This window comes from Microbacterium sp. NPDC057659, from assembly GCF_042799915.1.
In the GTDB taxonomy this organism is placed as follows: domain Bacteria; phylum Actinomycetota; class Actinomycetes; order Actinomycetales; family Microbacteriaceae; genus Microbacterium.
In genome coordinates this window covers 45,271-67,267 of the sequence record NZ_JBHVHU010000004.1, presented here as the reverse complement: position 1 = coordinate 67,267, position 21,997 = coordinate 45,271, and the positions used below count along the sequence as shown (strand labels likewise).

General features: G+C 70.0%; 19 protein-coding genes. 13 read left to right on the top strand and 6 right to left on the bottom strand.

The annotated features are described in order from the left end of the window. Positions 1 to 43: 43 nt before the first annotated feature. From hrpA to ACFVAE_RS16675, 10 genes are all read left to right on the top strand, one after another. Positions 44 to 4,039, top strand: coding sequence for an ATP-dependent RNA helicase HrpA (gene hrpA / locus ACFVAE_RS16720; RefSeq protein ID WP_378894592.1), 3,996 nt, complete (start codon positions 44 to 46; stop codon positions 4,037 to 4,039). A gap of 34 nt (positions 4,040 to 4,073) precedes the next feature. Continuing rightward, positions 4,074 to 5,018 carry a zinc-binding alcohol dehydrogenase family protein gene (locus ACFVAE_RS16715; protein WP_378894590.1) on the top strand — a complete coding sequence of 315 codons (945 nt, stop codon included), beginning with the start codon at positions 4,074 to 4,076 and terminating at the stop codon, positions 5,016 to 5,018. Positions 5,019 to 5,096: 78 nt separating this feature from the next. Further along, positions 5,097 to 6,416: an O-acetylhomoserine aminocarboxypropyltransferase/cysteine synthase family protein gene (locus ACFVAE_RS16710; protein ID WP_378894587.1), complete on the top strand. Its 1,320-nt coding sequence runs from the start codon at positions 5,097 to 5,099 to the stop codon at positions 6,414 to 6,416. Positions 6,417 to 6,534: 118 nt separating this feature from the next. After that, positions 6,535 to 7,524 (top strand): Gfo/Idh/MocA family protein, encoded by a 990-nt coding sequence (locus ACFVAE_RS16705; protein WP_378894585.1) that lies wholly within the window; start codon positions 6,535 to 6,537, stop codon positions 7,522 to 7,524. Next, positions 7,524 to 8,522: an NYN domain-containing protein gene (locus tag ACFVAE_RS16700; RefSeq protein ID WP_378859824.1), complete on the top strand. Its 999-nt coding sequence runs from the start codon at positions 7,524 to 7,526 to the stop codon at positions 8,520 to 8,522. The genes ACFVAE_RS16705 and ACFVAE_RS16700 overlap by 1 nt, the downstream gene beginning before the upstream one ends. A gap of 107 nt (positions 8,523 to 8,629) precedes the next feature. Continuing rightward, positions 8,630 to 10,441, top strand: coding sequence for a glycoside hydrolase family 3 protein (locus ACFVAE_RS16695; protein ID WP_378894582.1), 1,812 nt, complete (start codon positions 8,630 to 8,632; stop codon positions 10,439 to 10,441). A 28-nt stretch (positions 10,442 to 10,469) separates the two neighbouring features. Further along, positions 10,470 to 11,768 (top strand): exo-beta-N-acetylmuramidase NamZ domain-containing protein, encoded by a 1,299-nt coding sequence (locus ACFVAE_RS16690; RefSeq protein WP_378894579.1) that lies wholly within the window; start codon positions 10,470 to 10,472, stop codon positions 11,766 to 11,768. Next, positions 11,765 to 13,516, top strand: coding sequence for a serine hydrolase (locus ACFVAE_RS16685; RefSeq protein ID WP_378894576.1), 1,752 nt, complete (start codon positions 11,765 to 11,767; stop codon positions 13,514 to 13,516). The genes ACFVAE_RS16690 and ACFVAE_RS16685 overlap by 4 nt, the downstream gene beginning before the upstream one ends. A 101-nt stretch (positions 13,517 to 13,617) precedes the next feature. Continuing rightward, complete coding sequence (locus ACFVAE_RS16680) at positions 13,618 to 14,226, top strand: DUF4166 domain-containing protein (protein ID WP_378894574.1); 609 nt, start codon at positions 13,618 to 13,620, stop codon at positions 14,224 to 14,226. Beyond that, positions 14,223 to 15,194: an epimerase gene (locus tag ACFVAE_RS16675; RefSeq protein WP_378894571.1), complete on the top strand. Its 972-nt coding sequence runs from the start codon at positions 14,223 to 14,225 to the stop codon at positions 15,192 to 15,194. The genes ACFVAE_RS16680 and ACFVAE_RS16675 overlap by 4 nt, the downstream gene beginning before the upstream one ends. Positions 15,195 to 15,200: 6 nt before the next feature. Here the strand turns inward: ACFVAE_RS16675 and ACFVAE_RS16670 are convergent, their stop codons facing one another. From ACFVAE_RS16670 to ACFVAE_RS16655, 4 genes are read right to left on the bottom strand one after another with little or no spacing between them, the layout of a single operon-like run. Beyond that, positions 15,201 to 15,575, bottom strand: a complete 375-nt coding sequence (locus tag ACFVAE_RS16670; protein WP_378894568.1) for a PLD nuclease N-terminal domain-containing protein — start codon at positions 15,573 to 15,575, stop codon at positions 15,201 to 15,203. Positions 15,576 to 15,584: 9 nt separating this feature from the next. After that, positions 15,585 to 16,433, bottom strand: coding sequence for a sulfurtransferase (locus ACFVAE_RS16665; RefSeq protein WP_378894565.1), 849 nt, complete (start codon positions 16,431 to 16,433; stop codon positions 15,585 to 15,587). After that, complete coding sequence (locus ACFVAE_RS16660; protein WP_378894562.1) at positions 16,430 to 17,359, bottom strand: aldo/keto reductase family oxidoreductase; 930 nt, start codon at positions 17,357 to 17,359, stop codon at positions 16,430 to 16,432. The genes ACFVAE_RS16665 and ACFVAE_RS16660 overlap by 4 nt, the downstream gene beginning before the upstream one ends. 10 nt (positions 17,360 to 17,369) lie before the next feature. Beyond that, a complete protein-coding gene (locus ACFVAE_RS16655; protein ID WP_378894559.1) occupies positions 17,370 to 18,341 on the bottom strand; it encodes an acyltransferase family protein in 972 nt (323 codons plus the stop codon). Positions 18,342 to 18,449: 108 nt separating this feature from the next. Here ACFVAE_RS16655 and pgi point away from each other — a divergent pair, with 108 nt between their 5' ends. Further along, positions 18,450 to 20,129, top strand: coding sequence for a glucose-6-phosphate isomerase (gene pgi / locus ACFVAE_RS16650; protein WP_378894557.1), 1,680 nt, complete (start codon positions 18,450 to 18,452; stop codon positions 20,127 to 20,129). A gap of 3 nt (positions 20,130 to 20,132) precedes the next feature. Here the strand turns inward: pgi and ACFVAE_RS16645 are convergent, their stop codons facing one another. After that, complete coding sequence (locus ACFVAE_RS16645) at positions 20,133 to 20,561, bottom strand: VOC family protein (protein WP_378894554.1); 429 nt, start codon at positions 20,559 to 20,561, stop codon at positions 20,133 to 20,135. 150 nt (positions 20,562 to 20,711) lie between these two features. On the opposite strand from ACFVAE_RS16645, the gene ACFVAE_RS16640 reads away from it, so the two are divergent. Next, on the top strand, positions 20,712 to 20,996 hold the full coding sequence (locus ACFVAE_RS16640) for a hypothetical protein (RefSeq protein ID WP_378894551.1): 285 nt from the start codon (positions 20,712 to 20,714) through the stop codon (positions 20,994 to 20,996). Here ACFVAE_RS16640 and ACFVAE_RS16635 read toward each other — a convergent pair. Continuing rightward, positions 20,993 to 21,499 (bottom strand): GNAT family N-acetyltransferase, encoded by a 507-nt coding sequence (locus tag ACFVAE_RS16635; protein WP_378894548.1) that lies wholly within the window; start codon positions 21,497 to 21,499, stop codon positions 20,993 to 20,995. The genes ACFVAE_RS16640 and ACFVAE_RS16635 overlap by 4 nt on opposite strands. Before the next feature lie 109 nt (positions 21,500 to 21,608). Here ACFVAE_RS16635 and ACFVAE_RS16630 point away from each other — a divergent pair, with 109 nt between their 5' ends. Beyond that, positions 21,609 to 21,989: a VOC family protein gene (locus ACFVAE_RS16630; protein ID WP_378894545.1), complete on the top strand. Its 381-nt coding sequence runs from the start codon at positions 21,609 to 21,611 to the stop codon at positions 21,987 to 21,989. The last annotated feature ends 8 nt before the right edge of the window (positions 21,990 to 21,997 follow it).

Here is a 21,997-nt window from a genome sequence, read left to right as displayed (position 1 = left end):
CGAGCGACCCCGTCCCCCCGACTTCGGCATACGATGGAGGGCTATGTCTTCGCCCGTCATCGTCTATCCGCCCGAGCTGCCGGTCTCCGCCGCGCGGGGCGAGATCGCCGACGCCATCCGCGACCACCAGGTCGTGATCGTCGCCGGCGCCACGGGATCGGGCAAGACCACCCAGCTGCCGAAGATCTGCCTGGAGCTGGGCCGCGAGCGCATCGCGCACACCCAGCCTCGCCGGCTCGCCGCCCGCACGATCGCGGAGCGCGTCGCCGAGGAGCTGAACGTCGAGCTCGGCGACCTGGTCGGCTACAAGGTGCGCTTCACCGATCAGGTCTCGGATGCGACGCGCATCGCGCTGATGACCGACGGCATCCTGCTCAATGAGATCCATCGCGACCGGCTGCTGCGCCGATACGACACGATCATCATCGACGAGGCGCACGAGCGCTCCCTCAACGTCGACTTCCTGCTCGGTTACCTGCACCGCATCCTGCCCGAGCGGCCCGATCTGAAGGTCATCATCACCTCGGCGACGATCGACCCGGAGAGCTTCGCCGCGCATTTCTCGGGCCCTTCGGGCGCTCCAGCCCCGATCATCGAGGTCTCCGGCCGCACCTATCCGGTCGAGATCCGGTACCGGCCGCTGGTCGACGAGGCCGAGGAGAAGCCCGCCGAACCTGAGCCCGGCGACGAGGTCACCGCCTTCGTCGGCGCACTGCGAGAGCTCGACCGCGAGCCGGCCGGCGACGTGCTGGTGTTCCTGCCCGGCGAGGCCGAGATCCGTGATGCGGCAGACGCCGTGCGCGCCGCATACCGCTCGCAGACCGCGCCGGTCGAGGTGCTGCCGCTGTACGGACGCCTCTCCGCCGCCGAGCAGCACCGGGTGTTCGAACCGTCGAAGGTGGCCGGCGTGCGACGCCGCGTCATCCTCGCCACGAACGTCGCCGAGACCAGCCTCACGGTGCCCGGCATCAAATACGTCGTCGACACGGGAACCGCCCGCATCTCGCGGTACAGCAACCGCTCGAAGGTGCAGCGCCTGCCCATCGAAGCCGTCTCCCAGGCATCCGCCAATCAGCGCTCCGGCCGCGCCGGCCGCACCAGCGACGGCATCGCGATCCGCCTGTACGGCGAGGACGACTTCGAGAAGCGGCCCGAGTTCACCGAGCCCGAGATCCTTCGGACCTCGCTCGCGTCGGTCGTGCTGCAGATGCTGTCGCTCGGGTTCGGCGACATCGCCGAGTTCCCGTTCCTCACTCCCCCGGACTCCCGCGGCGTGAAGGCCGCACTCGACCTGCTCGGCGAGCTGGGCGCCGTCGTCGCCTCCCGCGACGGCGCGCCGCGGCTGACCCGGATCGGCCGCGACATCGCGCGCATGCCGATGGACCCACGATTCGCCCGGATGCTGGTCGAGGCGGGGCGCGCCGGAGTGACCCACGACGTGCTGCCGATCGTCGCCGGGCTCTCGATCCAGGACGTGCGCGAGCGGCCGTCAGCGGAGGCGCCCCAGGGCGTCCGCGACGAGGCCGACCGTATGCACGCCCGCTTCGCGGACCCGGCCAGCGATTTCCTGACCCTGCTGAATCTCTGGAATCACCTGCGCGAGCAGCAGAAGGAACTCGGGTCGAGCGCGTTCCGACGGATGTGCCGCAGCGAGCACCTGAACTACGTGCGCGTGCGCGAGTGGTTCGACGTGCACCGCCAACTGCGGACGCTCGTGAAGAGCCCGAAGTCCCCCGCCGCGGCTCCTGAGCGAGCGAAGCGAGACGAAGGGCGCACAGGAGCCGCGGCGCAAGACGACGAGCGCTCAACGACCGGCGCGGGCGACGCCATCCACCGCGCGATCCTCGCAGGCCTGCTCTCGCAGATCGGCATCCTCGACGAGCGCACCGCCAGCCCGAGCGCGAACAAGAACAAGGACAAGAACGGCAAGCGCCGCATCGCCGAGTACCGCGGCGCGCGCGGCATCCGGTTCTCGATCTTCCCAGGATCGGCGCTGCGCAAGAAGTCGCCGCCTGCCGTGATGGCCGCCGAGATCGTGGAGACCTCGCGCACCTTCGCGCGCACGGTCGCTCAGATCGATCCGGCATGGGCCGAGGCCCTCGCCGGCGACCTCGCCAAGCGCCAGATCTCCGAACCGCACTGGTCGAAGGATGCCGGCGCCGCCGTCGCGTCCGAGAAGGTGACGCTGTTCGGCGTGGAGATCATCCCGCGGCGGCGCGTGCAGTTCGCCCGCATCGATCGCCCCGGCGCCCGCGAGCTGTTCGTGCGGCACGCCCTCGTCGAGGGCGAGTGGGATCCGTCCAGGATCGACAAGCGGGTGAGCGCCTTCTGGCGCGCCAACGCGGAGCTGCGCCGGCGGCTGGAGAAGCTCGAGGAGCGCGAGCGCAGGCGCGACATCCTCGCCGGCGACGAGGCGGTCTTCCGCTTCTACGACGAACGTATTCCGGCCGACGTATACGACGTGCGATCCTTCGAGAAGTGGTGGCGCGAGACTCTCGCGCAGACGCCGAAGCTGCTCGTCATGCGCGAGAGCGACCTCGTCGACGACGATGAGCGCGCCGATCAGAGCGAGTTCCCCACACGCTGGCCGCAGGGCGATCAGGTGCTGGGGCTCGCGTACCGGTTCGAGCCCGGCGCGCCCGACGACGGTGTGAGTGTGGTCATCCCCCTGGCGCTCCTGCAGCAGGTGCGGGACACCGGCTTCGACTGGCAGGTGCCCGGGCTGCGCGCCGAGCTGATCACGGCACTGCTGCGCGCGCTGCCGAAGGCCATCCGCCGACACGTCGTGCCCGCCGCGGACTGGGCCGAGAAGTTCGGCGCGGAGCTGGCGGATGCCGGTCCTGAGAAGCACGCCGGGCAGCCGCCGCTCTCGCTCGTGGAGGCCCTGGCGCGGCGCATCCTGCCGCTGGCCAACCAGAAGGTGTCGGCGGCGGACTTCGAGATGGAGCGAGTGCCTTCGCACCTGCGGATGAATTTCCGCGCCGTCGACGAGCGCGGCCGCGTGGTCGGCTCGAGCCGCGACCTCGGCGAACTGCAGGACCAGCTGGCCGGTCGCGCCAGGCAGAGCGTCGCGCGGCAGATCTCGCGCGGCGACGAGCCGAAGGGGCGCCGCAGCGGCAAGCCCCAGGCTGCGGCGGCATCCGTCGCCGCAGCCTCCGCTCGCGGCCCGATCGAGCGCGACGGACTCACCACCTGGGATCTCGGAGACCTGCCGGAGGTGCTCGACACCAAGGTCGCGGGCGGGATCGTGCGCGGCTACCCTGCGCTGGTCGACACCGGCAGGGCGGTCGCTCTGCGCGTCGAGGCGACGGCGGATGCCGCGGCTGCGGCGACCCGCGACGGCGTGCTGCGCCTGGTGCTGCTGAACGTGCCCTCGCCGTCGTCCTATGTGCAGGAGCACCTGACAGCTCCGGAGAAGCTCGCGCTCGCGGCATCGCCCTACCAGAACGTGCAGGCGCTCATCGAGGACTGCCGCACCGCTGTCGCGCGCGCCCTCATCGAGCGTGCGGCACCGGGCGGGGTCGTGCGCTCCGAGGCGGAGTTCGCGCGGGTGCGGGATGCCGTGAACGCGGCGCTGGTCGACGAGCTGTTCGCGTGCGTGTCGCTCGTCGCCCGCATCCTCACGAAGTCGCGCGACGTGGAGCGCGGCATCAAGAAGGAGAACTCGCTCGCGCTTCTCGCCCCGCTGAACGACATCCGGTCGCAGTTGAGCGGACTTGTGCATCCGGGTTTCGTGTCGGAGACCGGAGTCGCGCAGCTCGCCCACCTGCCCCGCTATCTCGACGGGATGGTCGAGCGCCTGCGCGGGCTCGCCGATGCCCCGGGCAAGGACCGCACCCGCATGACCGAGTACGAGCGGATGGCGGCGATGTTCGCCGATGCCGGAGGCGCCGTGCCGCTTCCGGCCGACGCCCCCGCGCACCTCGTCGACGTGCGGTGGCTGCTCGAGGAGTATCGCGTGAGCCTCTTCGCGCAGCGCCTCGGCACCGCCCAGCCGGTCTCGCCGCAGCGCATCACGAAGGCCCTCGCCGCCCGCTGACCCCGCCGTCGGCCACCCGCGTTAGCCTGGCAGCATGGCTCGCGCGATCGTGTTCTCGGAAATCGGCTCACCTGACGTCCTCCGCCTCGTGGAGGTGCCGGATCCTGTTCCGGGCGAGGGCGAGGTCGTGGTGCGCATCGAGGCGGCCGGAGTGAACCCGATCGACGCCAAACAGCGCAGCGGTGGCCGCCCGCTGCCGCCGCTCACCGAGCCGCGGCACGTCGGCTTCGACGGCGCGGGCACCATCGCCCACGTCGGAACGGGCGTGAGCGGCTTCGCCGTCGGCGACCGGGTGGCCATCCGCGACACCCTCGGCACCTATGCCACGCTGCTCACCGTGCCGGTGGCCCACCTCGCCCATCTGCTCGACGGCGTCACCGCCGCGGAGGGCGCAGCGCTCGCGATCCCGGTCGGCACCGCGTATCAGTCGCTGCGCTCGCTGCGCGTCGCGAAGGGCGAGACGCTGCTCGTGCATGCCGGCTCGGGTGCGGTCGGACAGGCCGCGATCCAGTACGCGGTGCTGTGGGGCGCCACGGTGATCGCCACCGCCAGCCCGGCCAGGCACGATCGGCTGCGCGAGCTCGGCGCGATCCCGATCTCCTACGGCGAGGGTCTCGAGGACCGGGTGCGCGAAGCGGCCCCTCAGGGCGTCGACGTGGTGCTGGACTGCGCGGGCACGGACGAGGCGATCCAGGCATCCCTCGATCTCGTCGCCGACCGCGATCGGATCGCGACGATCGTACGCGGGCCTGATGCCGCATCCTTCGGCATCCACGCGTACTCGGGCGGCAGCCCCGAGCCGCTCACCGAGGAACAGCTCTCCTGGCGCGCGGAAGCGCTCCCGCTGACGATCAACCTGCTCGTCGCAGGCGACTTCTCCGTCGAGCTCGGTCCCGAGCTGCCGCTGGCCGAGGCCGCCCGTGCGCACGAGCTCGTCGAGTCCCACGCCGTGCAGGGCAAGATCGTCCTGATCCCCTGATCCGCTGATCCATTCCCGGGACTGCAATAGTTCGACACATGGACGGCGCCGGAGGAGCACGCACAAGAAGATAGGGGGATGACCTCCCCCGACACCGTCTCCGCCGCTGCCTCCTTCGCGACCGCACAGGTGCAGCACGGCTTCGCGGCGGGGGTGCAGCATCGCACGGCGGTGCCGCCGATCCATCAGACCGCCGCGTACGAGTTCGCGAATCTGCAGGAGGCGGCCGACCTGTTCGCGCTGCGCAAGTCGGGCATCATCTACAGCCGCAACTCCAGCCCGACCCAGCTGATCCTCGAGGAGCGCGTCGCGGCGCTCGAAGGCGGCGTCAGCGCGGTCGCCGTGGCCTCCGGCCAGGCGGCCGTCGCCATCACCCTGCTCGCCCTCGCCGGCCGCGGCGGGCACATCATCGCTGCCAACCAGCTCTACGGCGGCTCGGTCGACCTGCTGCAGGACACCCTCGACGACTTCGGCATCACGACGACGTTCGTCGACCAGGACGACGCGGATGCCTGGCGCGCGGCCGTCACCCCGCAGACCCGTGTGTTCTTCGCCGAGTCCGTCGCAAACCCGATCGCCCAGGTTCTCGACATCCGTCTGGTCGCCGACATCGCGCATGACGCGGGCGTCCCGCTCGTGATCGACAACACCGTCGGCACCCCCTACCTCATCCGCCCGGGCGAGCACGGCGCCGACTTCTCGGTGCACTCGGCGACGAAGTTCCTCGCAGGACACGGCACCTCTCTCGGCGGCGTCGTCGTCGACCTGGGCAGCTTCGACTTCGGCGCGGAGCCCGAGAAGTGGCCGCAGCTCACCCGCTCGCAGCACCGCTTCGGCGATGTCGTGCCGTGGGAGGAGTTCGGCCCGACCCGCGCGTTCACCGTGCTGGCCAAGTCGAAGTACGTCAGCGACCTCGGCCCCGCGCTCTCGCCGTTCAACGCGTGGCAGATCCTGCAGGGCATCGAGACGCTCGACCTCCGCGTGTCGCGCCAGAGCGGTTCCGCGCTGAAGATCGCCGAGTACCTCGCCGGCCACCCCAAGATCGCCGCCGTGCACCACCCCGGCCTCGCCGGCAATCCGTGGCACGAGCTCGCAGGACGCTACCTGCCGCGCGGCGTGCCCTCGGTGTTCTCCTTCGACCTCGCTCCCGACGGCGACGAGGACGAGCTCGAGCGGGTCGCCCGACTCATCGACGGGCTCCAGACGTTCCGTCTGATCGCGAACATCGGCGATGCGCGCAGCATCGTCGCGCACCCGGCGCTGATGACCCACAACCACCTGAACGCCGAGCAGCGCTCCGCGGCGGGCATCTCGCTGGGCACCGTCCGCGTCTCGGTCGGCCTGGAGGATCCCGCCGACCTCATCGCGGACCTCGAGCGCGCGCTCGCGCTCCTCTGACTCGGAGTCCGGGGGTGTCGGGCCCCCGGACTCCGACCCTTCGTCAGCGCGCTCTGGCCCGGTTCCCGAGCGAGGAGCGCAGCGACGAGAGGAAGGGTAGCCCCGCTACGCTGAAACCATGACTGGACTGCGCTGGGGAATCCTCGCCACCGGCGGCATCGCGACCGCCTTCACCTCCGACCTCCGCACCGCGGGCCTCGATGTCAGGGCGGTCGGCTCCCGCTCGCAGGAATCGGCGGACGCCTTCGCGGCGCGGTTCGACATCCCGCACGCGCACGCCTCGTACGAGGCGCTCGTGGCCGACCCCGACGTCGACATCGTCTACGTCTCGACACCCCATCCGATGCACCACGCGAACGCCCGCCTCGCGCTGGAGCACGGCAAGCACGTGCTCGTCGAGAAGGCGTTCACGGTCAACCGGGCTGAGGCAGAGGCCCTGCAGGCCCTCGCCGCCGAGAAGGGCCTGCTCGCCATGGAGGCGATGTGGAGCCGCTACCTGCCGCACATGGTGCGCATCCGCGAGATCCTCGCGGCCGGCACACTCGGCGAGATCCGCGCGGTGATGGCCGACCACACCCAGAGCCTGCCCACTGATCCCTCGCACCGCATCAACGCGCTCGAGCTCGGCGGCGGCGCGCTGCTCGACCTCGGCATCTACCCGATCTCGTTCATCTGGGACGTACTGGGCGCACCCACCAGCATCCAGGCATCGGGTCGCCTTCTCGACACCGGAGCGGATGCCGAGGTCGCGACCGTCATGACGCACGCGGGCGGCGCGGTCTCGACCAGCCTGTCGTCGTCGCGCGCCGCTGGGCCGAACACCGCCGCGATCGTCGGCACGGAGGCCAGGATCGAGGTCGACCGGGTCTTCTACGCGGCAACCTCGTTCCGTGTCGTCGCGCCCGACGGGGAGGTGCTCGAGGAGTACCGCACCGAGATCGACGGCCGCGGCATGCAGTTCGAGGCCCTCGCCGCCGAGCGTCTGGTCGCCGAGGGGAACATCGCCGGCGACATCCTGCCGATCGCCGAGACCGTGGAGATCATGGGAGCGCTGGACGAGATCCGCCGCCAGATCGGGGTGCGCTACCCCGGAGAGGAGCAGGCCTGATGGCTGATGAGACCGATGCCCGCGTCGCGGTCTACCTGGACTTCGACAACATCGTCATCTCCTGGTACGACCGGGTGCACGGCCGCAACGCCTATTCGAAGGACCGGCAGCGCATCGCTGACGACCCGCACGACGCCGAGGTGGCCGAGCGGCTGAGCCGCGCCGTCATCGATGTCGGCGCGATCATCGACTACGCGTCGTCGTTCGGAACCTTGGTGCTCACCCGTGCCTACGCCGACTGGTCGTCGCCGGTGAACGCCGAGTACCGCTCGCAGCTGGTCGCCCGTGCGGTCGACCTGGTGCAGCTGTTCCCTGCCGCCGCGTACGCGAAGAACGGCGCCGACATCCGCCTCGCCGTCGACGCGGTGGAGGACATGTTCCGGCTGCCCGACCTCACCCATGTGGTGATCGTCGCCGGCGACAGCGACTACGTGCCGCTCGCGCAGCGCTGCAAGCGCCTCGGCCGCTACGTGATCGGCGTCGGCGTCGCGGGCTCCACGGCGAAGTCGCTGGCCGCCGCGTGCGACCAGTTCGAGTCCTACGACTCGCTGCCCGGCGTCGACAGGCTCATCATCGAGAAGCGCGCGGCGAAGCCGCGCAGCGCCCCCAAGGCGGATGCCCCGCAGGCGACAGAACCCGCAACATCCGATACAAAAGATTCGGATCCGGAACCCGCGCAGAAGCCCGCAGCGAAGCGCAGGAACACGAAGAAGGCACCTGCCGCACCGGTCGATGACGACGTCGATCTGACCTCCGAGGAGCAGATCGAGGCATCCGCGCTGCTGATCCGTGCACTGCGCCTGGGGCATGACAAGGCCGACGCCGACGAGTGGCTGCACAGCTCGACGATCAAGACCCAGATGCGCCGCATGGACCCGTCTTTCAGCGAAAAGGCGCTCGGTTATCGGTCCTTCTCGGACTTCCTGAAGTCACGCGACGACATCGCGGAGCTCTCCGAGACCGGGCATGAGCGACAGGTGCGACTGAAGGGCGACTGAGCGACCGAAATAGTTAGCCCCCTATTCAGAACGGGTCTGAGAGGGCTAGGCTGGCGACGCCCTGGGGTGGGCGAAGCTGGGGACGAAACTCATCGAGGAGTGGCGTCATGCGAAACATATCTTTCCGACGGTCGGTCGCGACCGCCGCGGCGCTCGCGCTGGCGGTCGGGCTTGCCCCGGTCACGGCGGCGACAGCGGAGACCCCACCGGCGACAGGCGGCCAGTCCGCCTCGCACGCCAAGGACCGCGCCGCGGAGTACGCCCGTCGCACCCTGGCGTCGATGACGCTGGAGGAGAAGATCGGGCAGCTCTTCATCCTGTTCGCGTACGGCCAGACGGCCACCACACAGGATGCGCGGAACACCGCACTGTACGGCCAGTCCGACGCGGCCGGCATCATCTCGGAGTACGAGCCCGGCGGCTTCATCCTGTTCTCGGCACGCGACAACGTCACCGACCCGGTGCAGGTCGCCACGCTCTCGAACGGTCTGCAGGATGCCGCGGCGGATGCCGGCGCCGGCATCCCTCTGCTGGTCAGCACCGACCAGGAGCAGGGCATCGTCACCCGCATCGGCTCCCCCGCCACCCTGTTCCCGGGCAGCATGGCGCTCGGCGCCGGGGGCAGCTCGAAGGACACCCGCAGGGCCGCGGCGATCACCGGCCAGGAGCTGTTGGCGATGGGCATCCAGCAGGACAACGCCCCCGACGCCGACGTGAATGTGAATCCGGACAACCCCGTGATCGGCGTGCGCAGCTTCTCGTCCGATCCCGCCCTCGTCTCGCGTCTGACCGCAGCCGCGGTCGCCGGCTACCAGGACGACGCCGGCATCGTCGCGACCGCCAAGCACTTCCCCGGACACGGCGACACCGCCACCGACTCGCACAGCGGCCTGCCGCTGATCACGCACACGCTCGAGCAATGGCAGCAGATCGACGCGCCGCCGTTCAAGGCCGCGATCGCCGCGGGCGTCGACTCGATCATGACCGCGCACATCGTGATGCCGGCCCTCGACGACAGCGGCGACCCCGCCACCCTGTCGAAGAAGATCGTCACCGGCCAGCTGCGCGAGGCCCTCGGTTTCAAGGGCGTCATCGTCACCGACGGCCTCGAGATGGCAGCTGTGCGACAGAAGTACGGCGACGGCGAGGTCGCGGTCCGCGCCCTTGAGGCCGGCGTCGACCAGCTGCTGCTGCCTGCGGCGCCGCAAGAGGCGTACCGTGCCGTCGAGGACGCGGTGGCATCCGGCAGGCTCACCGAGCAGCGCATCGACGAGTCGGTGCAGCGCATCCTGGTCATGAAGTACAACCAGGGCGTGACGAAGCATCCGAAGGTCGACGTGTCGAAGGTGATGGACAAGGTGGGCAAGCGGTCGAACCTCCGAGCAGCCGAGAAGATCACCGACCGCACCACCACCGTGGTGCGCAACGAGAACGGCGCCCTGCCGGTCAGCATCACCGGCAAGAAGGTGCTCGTCACCGGGTACGGCGTGAGCACGGGTCAGAACCTGGCCGCTCAGCTCACCGCGCGAGGCGCGACCACCACCGTGCTGACGACGGGCACCGCTCCGACGCAGGCGCAGATCACCGCGGCCGCTGCCGCCGCGCGGGACGCGGATGTCACTGTGGTGCTCACCACCGGCGTCAAGGCCGCGAGCACGCAGCGGGCGCTGGTCGCCGCATTGGATGCCACGGACACGCACCTCGTCGTGGCCGGCGTGGGCACCCCGTACGACATCAACCAACTCGGCGAGGTGGATGACTACATCGCGACCTATTCGTACGCGATGCCCGCACTCGCCTCGCTGGCGAAGGTCATCACCGGCGAGATCAGCCCGAGCGGCAAGCTGCCGGTCGACATCTACTCCGGCACCGACCCGACCCAGATCCTGTACCCGCTCGGCCACGGACTCACCTGGTGACCCCGGAACGATGAGGAGAGAAGCAGACATGAGCATCTCGAGACGAGGCCTGTTCGGCGCGGCAGGCGTCGCCGCGGCCACGGCCGCCGGCGTCGCGATGGCCGGCACCTCGGCCACGGCCGGCACGGCGTCCGCGTCCGCCGCAGGCGGTCGGCGCATCCGCACCGGCGCCGACATCGCGGCATCCGACAAATGGCGCATCTTCGCCGGCCGCAGGGTCGGCGTGATCACCAACCCCACGGGCGTGCTGGAGGACTTCACCAGCATCGTCGACGACATGGTCGCGCGCGGCGTCGACCTGAAGGCGGTGTTCGGTCCCGAGCACGGTTTCCGCGGCACCGCGCAGGCCGGCGAAGCCGAGGAGACCTCTGTCGATCCGCGCACCGGCGTCACGGTCTACGACGCATACGGCGCGACGGTGACGAAGCTGGCCGGATTCTTCACCACCTCCGGCATCGACACCGTCGTCTTCGACATCCGGGATGTGGGTGCGCGCTTCTACACCTACATCTGGACGATGTGGACGGCGATGCAGGCCGCATCGCAGGTGGGCGGCATGCGCTTCGTCGTGCTCGACCGCCCGAACCCGATCGGCGGCAGGGCCCGCGGGCCGGTGCTGCGTCCGGGCTTCACTTCGGGTGTCGGGCTGCTGGAGATCTCGCAGCAGCACGGCATGACGGTCGGCGAACTGGCGCTGTTCTTCAACGCGACCTTCATGGAGCGCGCCGGTGTCGCGAAACTGGACGACCTGCAGGTCGTGCAGGCGAAGGGGTGGCGGCGCGAGATGGTCGGACCCGACCAGGCCGACCGCTGGATCCCGCCGTCGCCGAACATGCCGACGCCGGAGACGGCCACGCTGTATCCGGGCACCGGGATGGTCGAGGCGACGAACTGGTCGGAGGGCCGCGGCACCACCCGGCCCTTCGAGCTGATCGGCGCCCCGTACATCGACTACCGCTGGGCGCAGGCGCTGAACGCGAAGAAGCTCGCGGGTGTGGAGTTCCGCGAGGCGTACTTCACACCGACGTTCTCGAAGAACGCCAATGTGGTCTGCGCCGGCGTCCAGGTGCACATCATGGATGCGGCGAAGGTCGACGCGATCGCCGTCGCCACGCACATGATCGTCGAGGCCAGACGGCTCTATCCTGAGTTCGACTGGCGCGGGGACGGCGGCCGGTGGATCGGCCTGCTCACCGGCTCCGGCCGGTTCCAGGAGCAGCTCGAGGCCGGAGCATCCGCCGAGGAGATCATCGCCGCCTGGCAGCCGGAGCTCCAGAAGTTCCGCGACGATACCGAGCCGTTCCTGCTGTACGGGGGGCCGCGATGATGCGCCGCACCGGTCGCGTCGCGCTCGCGGCGCTCGCCACCGCCGGCCTGCTCGCGACGGGTGCGCTCACGCCGGCCTTCGCGGATGCCACGGGGCAGGGACGCACAGGTCAGTTCGATCAGCCGTTCGAGGGATTCATGAAGAGCAGCACGACTCTGCGCGACAGCACCCCAGAGGCGCTCGGCCTGGATCCGGCGCCGATCGAAGCGGCGTGGAAGGCCATCGACGGCTTCGCCACCCCGACCGATCCCGCGGTGAAGCCGATGTACGCGTCGGCGGTCGGCGTGATGGGTCACCAGGGCCGCATCATCAGCGAGCACGCGACCGGTTACTCGCTGCTGTACAAGGACGGCACCACCAAGTTGCCCGAGGACCAGCGCATCAAAGCGACGCAGGACACGATCTACGACATGGCCTCGGTGAGCAAGCTGTTCACCTCGATCGTGATCATGCAGCTGGTCGAGAAGGGCCTCGTCGACCTCGACGCGACGTACGGCAGCTACGTCCCGGAGTTCGCGAACGGGGGCAAGGAGACCATCACGATCCGGCAGATGCTGACACACACCTCCGGTCTGGTCTCGGGTCTGCCCCTGTGGCGCGACTACCCCGACAAGGCCGCGCGCATCAAGGCCGTGATGGACGTCCCGGTGAAGAACCCGCCGGGAACGGTGTACGAGTACTCCGACCTGAACCTGATCTCGCTGGGCGTGCTCGCCGAGCGGCTCACTGGTGAATCGCTCGATGTGCTGGTCGCGAAGGGCATCACCGACCCGCTGAAGATGGTCGACACCGGGTACAACCCGGATGCGAGCCTGAAGCCGCGCATCGCTGCCACCGAGTACCAGGTCTCCCCCGCCCGCGGGATGGTGTGGGGATCGGTGCACGACGAGAACACCTGGAGCCTGGGCGGGGTCGCCGGCCACGCCGGCGTGTTCTCCACCACGCATGACATGGCGATCCTCGCGCAGATGCTGCTGAACGGCGGCAGCTACGGCGGCGAGCGCATCCTGTCGGAGAAGTCCGTGCAGGCGATGATCACCGATGAGAACACGGAGTTCCCGGGTGACTCGCACGGCCTGGGCTTCGAGCTGAACCAGCTCTGGTACATGGGCGGGCTCAGCTCGGACACCACGGCAGGGCACACCGGATACACCGGCACCTCGCTGGTGATCGACTTCCGCTCGCGCTCGTTCGCGGTGCTGCTGACGAACCGGGTGCACCCGAGCCGCAACTGGGGCTCGAACAACCCGTCGCGTCGCGCGATCGCCCAGGGTCTCGCCGAAGCACTGGCCGTCTCGCCGCAGAAGGGCAGGACGGAGTGGTTCGGCGGGACGCAGGATGCTGCGGAGCACACGCTCTCGGTGGCGGTGCCCACGAGCGACGATCTGTCGCTGTCCTTCGACGTGTTCGCCGACCTGGAGGAGACCGACGTCTTCGCACTGGAGGCGTCGTCGGACGGCGGTGCGACCTGGGCGCTCGTGCCGTACCTCGTCCGGTTCGACGACCGCACGGTGAGGACGGACGGCACCTTCGACAACCAGGGCCACCGTGACTGGGGCAAGGCGACCGCCGCTCTGCCCGCCGGCACGAACGAGCTGCGCTGGCGATACACCACCGACCCGAACACGCAGGGACGCGGCGCGTTCGTCGACGGAGTGATGCTGCGCGACGGCCGTCGCGTGGTGCTCAACGGCGAGGCGGACCGTGCCGCGTTCACCGCGGACGGGTTCACCGAGGTCACCCGCTGACAGCGGGATTCGCGCCCCGCGGCATCGGATGCCGCGGGGCGCGATTCTGCGCACCGTGGCCAATTCTTGAACATGTTCAAATATGGCGATACCCTGGCGTCATGACCTCCCCGTACGCGCTTGCGCTGGGTCCGCATCTGCGCGAACTGCATCCCGCTCTGCAGGCGTACTTCTCGGGAGTGGGCAGCGGGCAGGTCGGCATCGGCGAGGGCGTCTTCGACAGGGTCGGCCCGCGACACCGGTGGCTGGCGCCGTTCCTGCGACCGCTGCAGCGCCGCAGTGTCCTCATCGCAGGCCGGCACACGGGCATCCCGTTCCGGGTCGAGAACCGGATGATGGCGGGCCGGGCGACGGCGGCGCGCACACTCCGGCTCCCCGCCGGCGACTGGACCATGCACGACTCCGTCCGCCTGGCGCCGAGCGGCCGCCTCGTCGACGAGCTCGGTGACCCCGCGACGGTGAGCGCGAGCTTCGAGGCGCGGGTCGCCGACGGCGCGGTGCTGCTGCGGAGCAGAGCCGTCGGCGTGCGACTCGGCAGACTCCGGGTACGGGTCCCCGGCATCCTCTCCCCCGTCGTGGGGCTGCGCGAGGCGCACGACTCCGTGACCGGCCGGCAACGCGTGGACGTCACGATCGACCTGCCGCTGATCGGCCGCGTCTACGAGTACGGCGGGACATTCGTCTATCGCATCGAGGAGGACCGACGATGACCGGTGGCAGAGTCGTGATCGGAGGCCCCTCCGGCTTCATGGGCAGCCACCTGGCCGCCCACCATCGCGCGGCCGGCCGCGAGGTCGTCACGATCTCCCGCTCCGGCGCCGACCTCACCTGGGCGGATCAGGCGGGCATCGACGCCGCCGTCGACGGCGCGGCACTGGTGATCGGCCTCGCCGGCAAGAGCGTGAACTGCCGCTACACCCCCGAGAACCGCGCCGAGATCTTCTCGTCCCGGCTCGACACGACGACCGCGCTCAGCCGGGCGATCGTCGGCGCCGCCGCCCCGCCGGCGCTGTGGGTGAACTCGTCCACCGCGACGATCTACCGGCACGCCGAAGACCGGCCGATGACCGAGGCGACCGGGGAACTCGGCACCGGATTCTCCGTCGAGGTCGCCAAGGCCTGGGAGCGCGCACTCTTCGCCGATCCGCTGCCGTCGACCCGCCGCGTGGCACTGCGCAGCGCGATCGTGCTCGGCGACGGCGGTGTGCTCGCCCCTCTGCGCCGGCTGGCCGCCCTCGGACTCGGCGGGGCACAGCACGACGGCCGGTGGCCGGTGAGCCGCAGACGCCGCGAAGCCGGCACCGGGCACTTCCCCGGTGCCCGCGCGGGCCGGCAGCGATTCAGCTGGGTGCACGTGGACGACATCGTCGGCATCATCGACTTCCTCGAGGCACACCCCGAGCTCGCGGGGCCGGTCAACGCGGCGTCGCCGAACCCGGTCGACAACGCGGAGTTCATGGCGACGGTCCGTCGCGTGCTCGGCGTGCGGTTCGGTCCGCCGATGCCCCGATGGATGCTGGAGCTCGGTGCGATCGGCATCCGCACCGAGACCGAGCTGATCCTCAAGAGCAGGTGGGTGCTGCCGGAGCGGCTCACCGAGGCCGGGTACAGGTTCCGGTACCCGGATCTCGTAGGTGCGGTGCAGGAGTCCTTCGGCCGGGAGTCGACCGCGGCGTGAGCGGGGTCAGGCCTCTTCGCCCGGCTGGTCCTTCCGGCGCTTGGCGATCTCGTCGCGCAGGCGCCATTCCTCGATCTCACGATCGAGGTCGGCGATCTGCTCCTCTGTGCTGCGCGTGTCGACCGGTCGCGCCGGCGCGACCGGTGCCGAAGGCTGCCGCTGCGCGGGTCGCTCCCGCCGCTCGCGCCCGAGCCGGATGCCGCCCTCGGGGTACTCCCGCCCGATCGCGAACCACAGGACGCCGCCGATCAGCGGCAGGAACACCACCAGCAGGATCCACACGAGCTTGGGCATGTGCTTCACCTGCGAGTCGTCGCGGGTGATGATGTCGATCAGCGCCACGACCGTCAGAGCGAGGACGAGAATCGAGAGCACGGGCATGCCCTCAGTCTAAGGTGCGCGCTCGGGCGCGGGACCGGTCGCGACCGGCAGCTCCGGCCGGTTCGACCAAGCGCTCCACGACCCCGGATACACGGTCACCTCACGGTCGATCAGCGCGCCCGCGAGAGCGAACTGCGCCGCAGTGATGCCCGATCCGCAATATGCCGCCACCGGAATGTCCGCCGTCGCACCGACCCGATCGAACGCCGCCGCGATGTCGGCGGCGGGCCGGAACCGGCCGTCCTCGGTGAGCAGTTGCACGATGGGGAGGTTGACCGCGCCTGGCACGTGACCTGCGACCGGATCGATGGGCTCGGTCTCGCCGCGGTACCTCTCCGCGGCCCGCACGTCGACGAGCACGCCCGTCTCCGGCCACGCGCCAGCGCCGGCCGTGTCGATCGCGCCCGCATCGCCCGCGGCCTCCATCCGGATGTCGCTCGCCTCGACCGGGTCCTCCTCGGTCTGCACATCGCCGTCCGCGGCGAGCCAGGCCCGCCAGCCGCCGTCCAGCACGCGCACGTCGACGAAACCGGCGCGCCGCAGCGCCCACCACAGGCGCGAGGAGGCCAGCATCCCTGCGTCGTCGTAGACGACCACTGGCACTCCGGATCGCACGCCCCAGCGGCGCACGGCCGCCGCGAACGCGTCGTCGGAGGGCAGCGGATGCCGCCCGTCGCGAGGGTCCGCATGCCGGGACAGCTCGCCCTCGACGTCGACGAACACGGCGCCGGGGATGTGCCCGGCGAGGTACTGCTCGCGACCGTCGTCGCGGCCGAGCTTCCAGCGCGCGTCGAGGACGCGTACCCCGCCGTCCTCGACGAGAGAACGGAGTTCCGCCGCGGAGATGATCGGGCTCACGGGACGATGTGTCCCGCCGTGCGGAACAGCTCGTACCACTCGGGCCGGGTCAGCTCAACGTCGGCGCCTGCCGCTGCATCAGCCACCCGCTGCGGGGTGGTCGTGCCGAGCACGACCTGCATCTTCGCCGGGTGCCGGGTGATCCACGCGGTGGCGATGCCGAGCGGAGTCACGTCGTACTTGGCCGCGAGGCGCTTCAGCACGGCGTTCAGCTCGGGGTAGTCCGGGTTGTCCAGGAACACCCCGTTGAAGAATCCGGCCTGGAACGGCGACCAGGCCTGGATCGTGATGCCGTTGATGCGGCAGTAGTCCACGATGCCGCCGCCGTCGAGCACGACGCTCTGGACGGCGCCGTCCATGTTCGCCGCCACGCCCTGCGCGATGATCGGCGAGTGCGTGATCGACAGCTGCAGCTGGTTCGCGATCAGCGGCTGCGTGACCGCCGTGCGCAGCAGATCGATCTGGCGCGGCGTGTGGTTCGAGACGCCGAAAGCGCGCACCTTGCCCGAGGCGCTGAGCTCGTCGAACGCGCGAGCGACCTCCTCCGGTTCGACGAGGGCGTCGGGCCGGTGCAGCAGCAGCACGTCGATGTAGTCGGTGCGCAGCGCCTTCAGCGAGCCCTCCACCTGTGCGATGAGGTGCTCGTAGGAGAAGTCGAACATCTGGTGCTCTGGCACGATGCCGGCCTTGGTCTGGATGGTGATCTCGCTGCGCTCGGCGGTGCTGAGGTTGAGCGCGGAGGCGAACCGGTCCTCGCAGACGTGCATCGCCCCGCCGTAGATGTCGGCGTGGTCGAAGAAGTCCACACCGGCCTCACGGGCCGTGTCGTAGAGCTCGCGCACCTCCGCATCGGTCTTGTCGGGGATGCGCATCATTCCGGCGATGACGGCGGGGGCGGTCTCAGATCCGAACGGCACAGTCTTCATGACTGCAACGCTACTCCGCGACGGAAGCGCTCGGATGCCGCGGCATCCGCCGCTGCCCGGTGATCCACTGCGCGGCCGGGGTGCGGATCGCCACGAGTCCGACCACGAGCGGCACCAGCACCGCCGCGGCGAAGGTCGGCCACGGCGGCCACGGCAGCCAGAGGAACACCGGATGGGCCAGCACCACGACCAGAAGCGGCAGCGCGAGGAACGTGCACAGGCGGGAGAACCCACCCGGGCGGACGACGCTCTCCACGAGCAGGATCAGCCCGACCGAGATCCCGGAGGACACCAGCAGAGAGAGCACGGGGGTGCCGTAGTCGCCCTGCTTGATGTCGAGCGGGGCGGACAGCCCGGTGACGATCAGCACGGCGCTCGAGCCGACCAGCAGCAGGCCGATGAGCGGAGCCGCCGGGATCCTGTCGCGCAGACGTCGGAGACCGTCTCCGACCAGCAGATAGACGAGGCAGGTGACGGCGAAGCCGGTGCCGAGAGGCGTGTCCGCCAGGGCCGGACCCCACAGCCAGCCGGCGGCAGCGCCGAGCACTCCGACGACCCATGTGACCGCCGGAGGCAGCGACTGCAGCATCCGGAACAACAGCGTCGAGAAGAACAGTGCGCCCACGAACCAGAGCGTGATGTAGGGCATTCCGGCGATCCCGCCGCCCGCCAGCCCGCCCGCGATCTGCTGCCGGGTGTCGGGCCCCGGCCCCTGCACGAGCAGCAGCACGACGGTCAGGATCACGAGCCACGTGACGTATGGATACGCCAGCGACCGGGTGCGCCGCACGAGTTCGGTGCGCGGGGAGCGCTCCGGTCGCCACAGATAGCCGGACAGGACGAAGAACACCGGGACGTGCCAGGTGTACAGCCAGTCCGCGGTGACCTCGCGGGTCCACACATGCCCGGCGACGATCGCCCCGACCGCGATGATGCGGACGAGGTCGATGGCCCCGGAGCGATCCGGCGTCCTCTCACGCATGCGCCCGACCGTACTCCCCGCGCTTGGGCGCCACGTGTGCGCCGGCAACAGTCCGGCGCCCGCCGCAACGTTCACGACGCGGATGCCGGGGCGCGCTACCGTGAGGGGATGAACGCTCCGATCGACCCGACGCGCACCTCCGCCTGGGCGGACCTCACCTCGCTGCGGGAGTCCTTCTCGCCCGACCTGCGCGGCTGGTTCGATGCCGATCCGCAGCGGGTCGAGCGTCTCGCCCTCGACCTGGCCGACCTGCACGTCGACCTGTCGAAGAACCTGGTCACCGACGAGATCCGGGATGCCCTCGTGCTGCTCGCCGAGCAGACCGGCGTCGCCGAGCGCTACGCGCAGATGCTCGAGGGCACGCACATCAACACGACCGAGGACCGCGCGGTGCTGCACACGGCCCTGCGTCGCCCGGTCGACGCCGAGCCGACGCTCGTCGTCGACGGACAGGACGTCGACGCCGACGTGCACGAGGTGCTCGAGGCGCTGTACGTCTTCGCCGACCGCGTGCGCTCCGGCGACTGGCTCGGCATCACGGGCAAGAAGGTCACGCACGTCGTGAACATCGGCATCGGCGGCTCCGACCTCGGGCCGGTGATGGTCTACGAGGCTCTCAAGCCATACGCGGATGCCGGGATCCAGGCACGGTTCGTGTCGAACATCGACCCCACCGACCTCGCGCAGAAGACCGCCGACCTCGACCCGGAGACGACGCTGTTCATCGTCGCCTCGAAGACGTTCACCACTCTCGAGACCCTCACCAACGCGCGTCTCGCGCGCGACTGGCTGTGGGCCGGTCTCGCGGCATCCGGGGCGATCTCCGATGACGACGCGAGCCGGCAGGACGCCGTCGCGCACCATTTCGTCGCCGTCTCGACCGCACTCGACAAGGTCGCAGCCTTCGGCATCGACCCGGCCAACGCCTTCGGGTTCTGGGACTGGGTCGGCGGACGCTACTCGGTGGACTCGGCGATCGGCCTGTCGCTGGCGATCGCCTTCGGCCGCGACGCGTTCCGCGAGCTGCTGTCCGGCTTCCACGCCGTCGACGAGCACGTGCGCACGACGCCGCTGGAGCGCAACGTGCCCGTCCTGATGGGGCTCCTGAACGTCTGGTACGTGAACTTCCTCGGCGCGCAGTCGCACGCGGTGCTGCCGTACGCGCAGCAGCTCAGCCGCTTCCCCGCGTACCTGCAGCAGCTCACGATGGAGTCCAACGGCAAGTCGGTGCGCTGGGACGGATCACCGGTGACGACCGACACCGGCGAGGTGTTCTGGGGCGAGCCGGGCACCAACGGCCAGCACGCGTTCTACCAGCTGATCCACCAGGGCACACGGCTGATCCCCGCCGACTTCATCGCCTTCGTGAACCCCGCCTACCCGCTGCAGGACGACGGCCGTGACGTGCACGGACTGTTCCTGGCCAACTTCCTCGCGCAGACGAAGGCTCTGGCGTTCGGCAAGACCGCGGAAGAGGTCGAGGCCGAGGGCACCACCGGCGCGCTGGTGGCGGCGCGCACGTTCAGCGGCAACCGTCCGACGACGTCGATCTTCGCGCCGGCGCTCACGCCGTCAGTGCTCGGCCAGCTGATCGCGCTCTACGAGCACATCACGTTCACGCAGGGCACGATCTGGGGCATCAACTCCTTCGACCAATGGGGTGTCGAGCTGGGCAAGCAGCTCGCCCTGCAGATCGCCCCTGCGATCGAGGGTGACGCGGACGCCGTGGCCGCCCAGGATGCTTCCACGCAGGCGCTCCTCGCGTATTACAGCGCGCACCGCAGCTGAGCGTCACCCCGCCGCGCCGGAGCGGACCGCCCTGGCGAGCTCCCGCATCTCAGCCGTCGGCTCACCGAGCGCGATGATGTTGTCCTCGCTGTCGCTGAACCACGCACTGCGTTCCCCGCCGAGATCGGCGATCCCGTCGACGGTCTTCAGACCGGGGAAGTCGTAGTCGTGGAACACGACCCCGCGGTCTCGCAGCGCCGCGACATCGCGATCGAGGTCGTCGGTCTCGAGGGTGAGCGCGGTGTTCTGCGCGGTGCCGGCGAAGCCGGTCGCGTACACCAGCACGATGGTTCCGCCGACGTCGTAGAACGCGTTCCCGGACATCTCGTCGGTGAATTTCGGGTCGCGCCCCAGGACGTCGCGCCACCACTGCTTCGCGCGCTCGAGGTCCTTCGCCGGGAGCACAGCCATGGCCGTGAGATTCTCGAACATGATGATCCCCAAACAAGGGGCCTCGACATCCGCACGCCGGCCCAGCGCAGCGCCACGGCGATCAGGGCGTACGACGGGTGCCCCTCGCCGCGATTTTACTCCCGTGCTCTTCTCCGCGACAGCCGATTCCGGTGCGGGTACCCTCGGGGGATGGACGACGGCATCGAGATCGGCGCGCTCGCACTGAACGTCAGCGTCCCGCAGGAGCTGCGCTGGCAGGACGAGCGCCGAGGCGAACGCTTCGAGCTGCAGTCGATCACCGTGCGGCTGCTGCCGGACGGGATGCTCGCGGCGAAGGCGTACGGACGGCCGGTCGCCGGCGGGCGCGGCGCCTACGTGTCGTTCAACGTGCGGCACTCCCCCGAGATCGACGCGCTGATCACGGGCGCGGCGACCGCAGCCGGGGCCCGGTGGGCCGGGCACCGGGGACTCTAAGGCAGGCGCTCCAGGTCGAGCACCCACTCGTTGAAGGTCAGTTCGGCGCCGCGGAACTCGTCGGTCTTCGTGCCCATCAGCTCGAAGCCGCCGTGCGTGCAGACCCCGTTCGATGCGGCGTTGTCGACCGAGGGGTACGCGGTCAGGTAGCGGGCATCGCCGCGATGCTCGCGCACATCCTCGATCAGCAGCTCGATCGCTCGGGAGGACACGCCCCGTCCCTGCGCCTCGGGGAGCACGAACCACCCGGCCTCACGGACCGGCTGGTCGCGCCACTCGGCGCCCCAGTGCGCGATCGAGCCGAGTGGACGCCCCTGCTCGTCGACGATCACGAAGGTTCTCGCCGTGCCCTCCCTCCACAGACGCAGGTACTTGGCGTGCCGATCGATCACCTGCTGCTCGGTCTCGGGACCGTTCAGATGCGCCGTCATCGCCGCGGTGTTCGCTGCCTGCAGCAGGCCCAGGTCATCCTCCGACCATGGCCGGAGTCGTAGAGAGTCCATGCGTTCATCATCTGCCCGGCCTCCGACATCCGCTCGTCACCGTGTCGGAGGCTCTGCCTAATGTGGAACCCGGCGGTGGATCGCCTGCCGTCACGGAGGAGTGTGCGACATGGACTGGAAGATCGAACTCATCTACGTGCCGGTCACCGATGTGGACCGGGCGAAGGATTTCTACGTGAAGATCGGCTTCAACGCCGATCACGACCACCAGGTGAACGACGAGCTGCGCTTCGTGCAGATGACCCCTCCCGGTTCGGCCTGCTCCATCGCGTTCGGCACCGGTATGGGCAACGACCTCGCCCCTGGACTGCAGAACACGATCCAGGTCGTGGTGCCCGATGCCGACGAGGCACTCGCGCACCTGCGCGGCCTCGGCGTCCCCGCCGGCGGCGTGGATGAGCAGCCCTGGGGGCGGTTCGTCACCTTCGACGACCCGGACGGCAACACCTGGACCCTGCAGCAGATCCCGGACTACGGCGCCCAGGCGTGAGAAAAGGG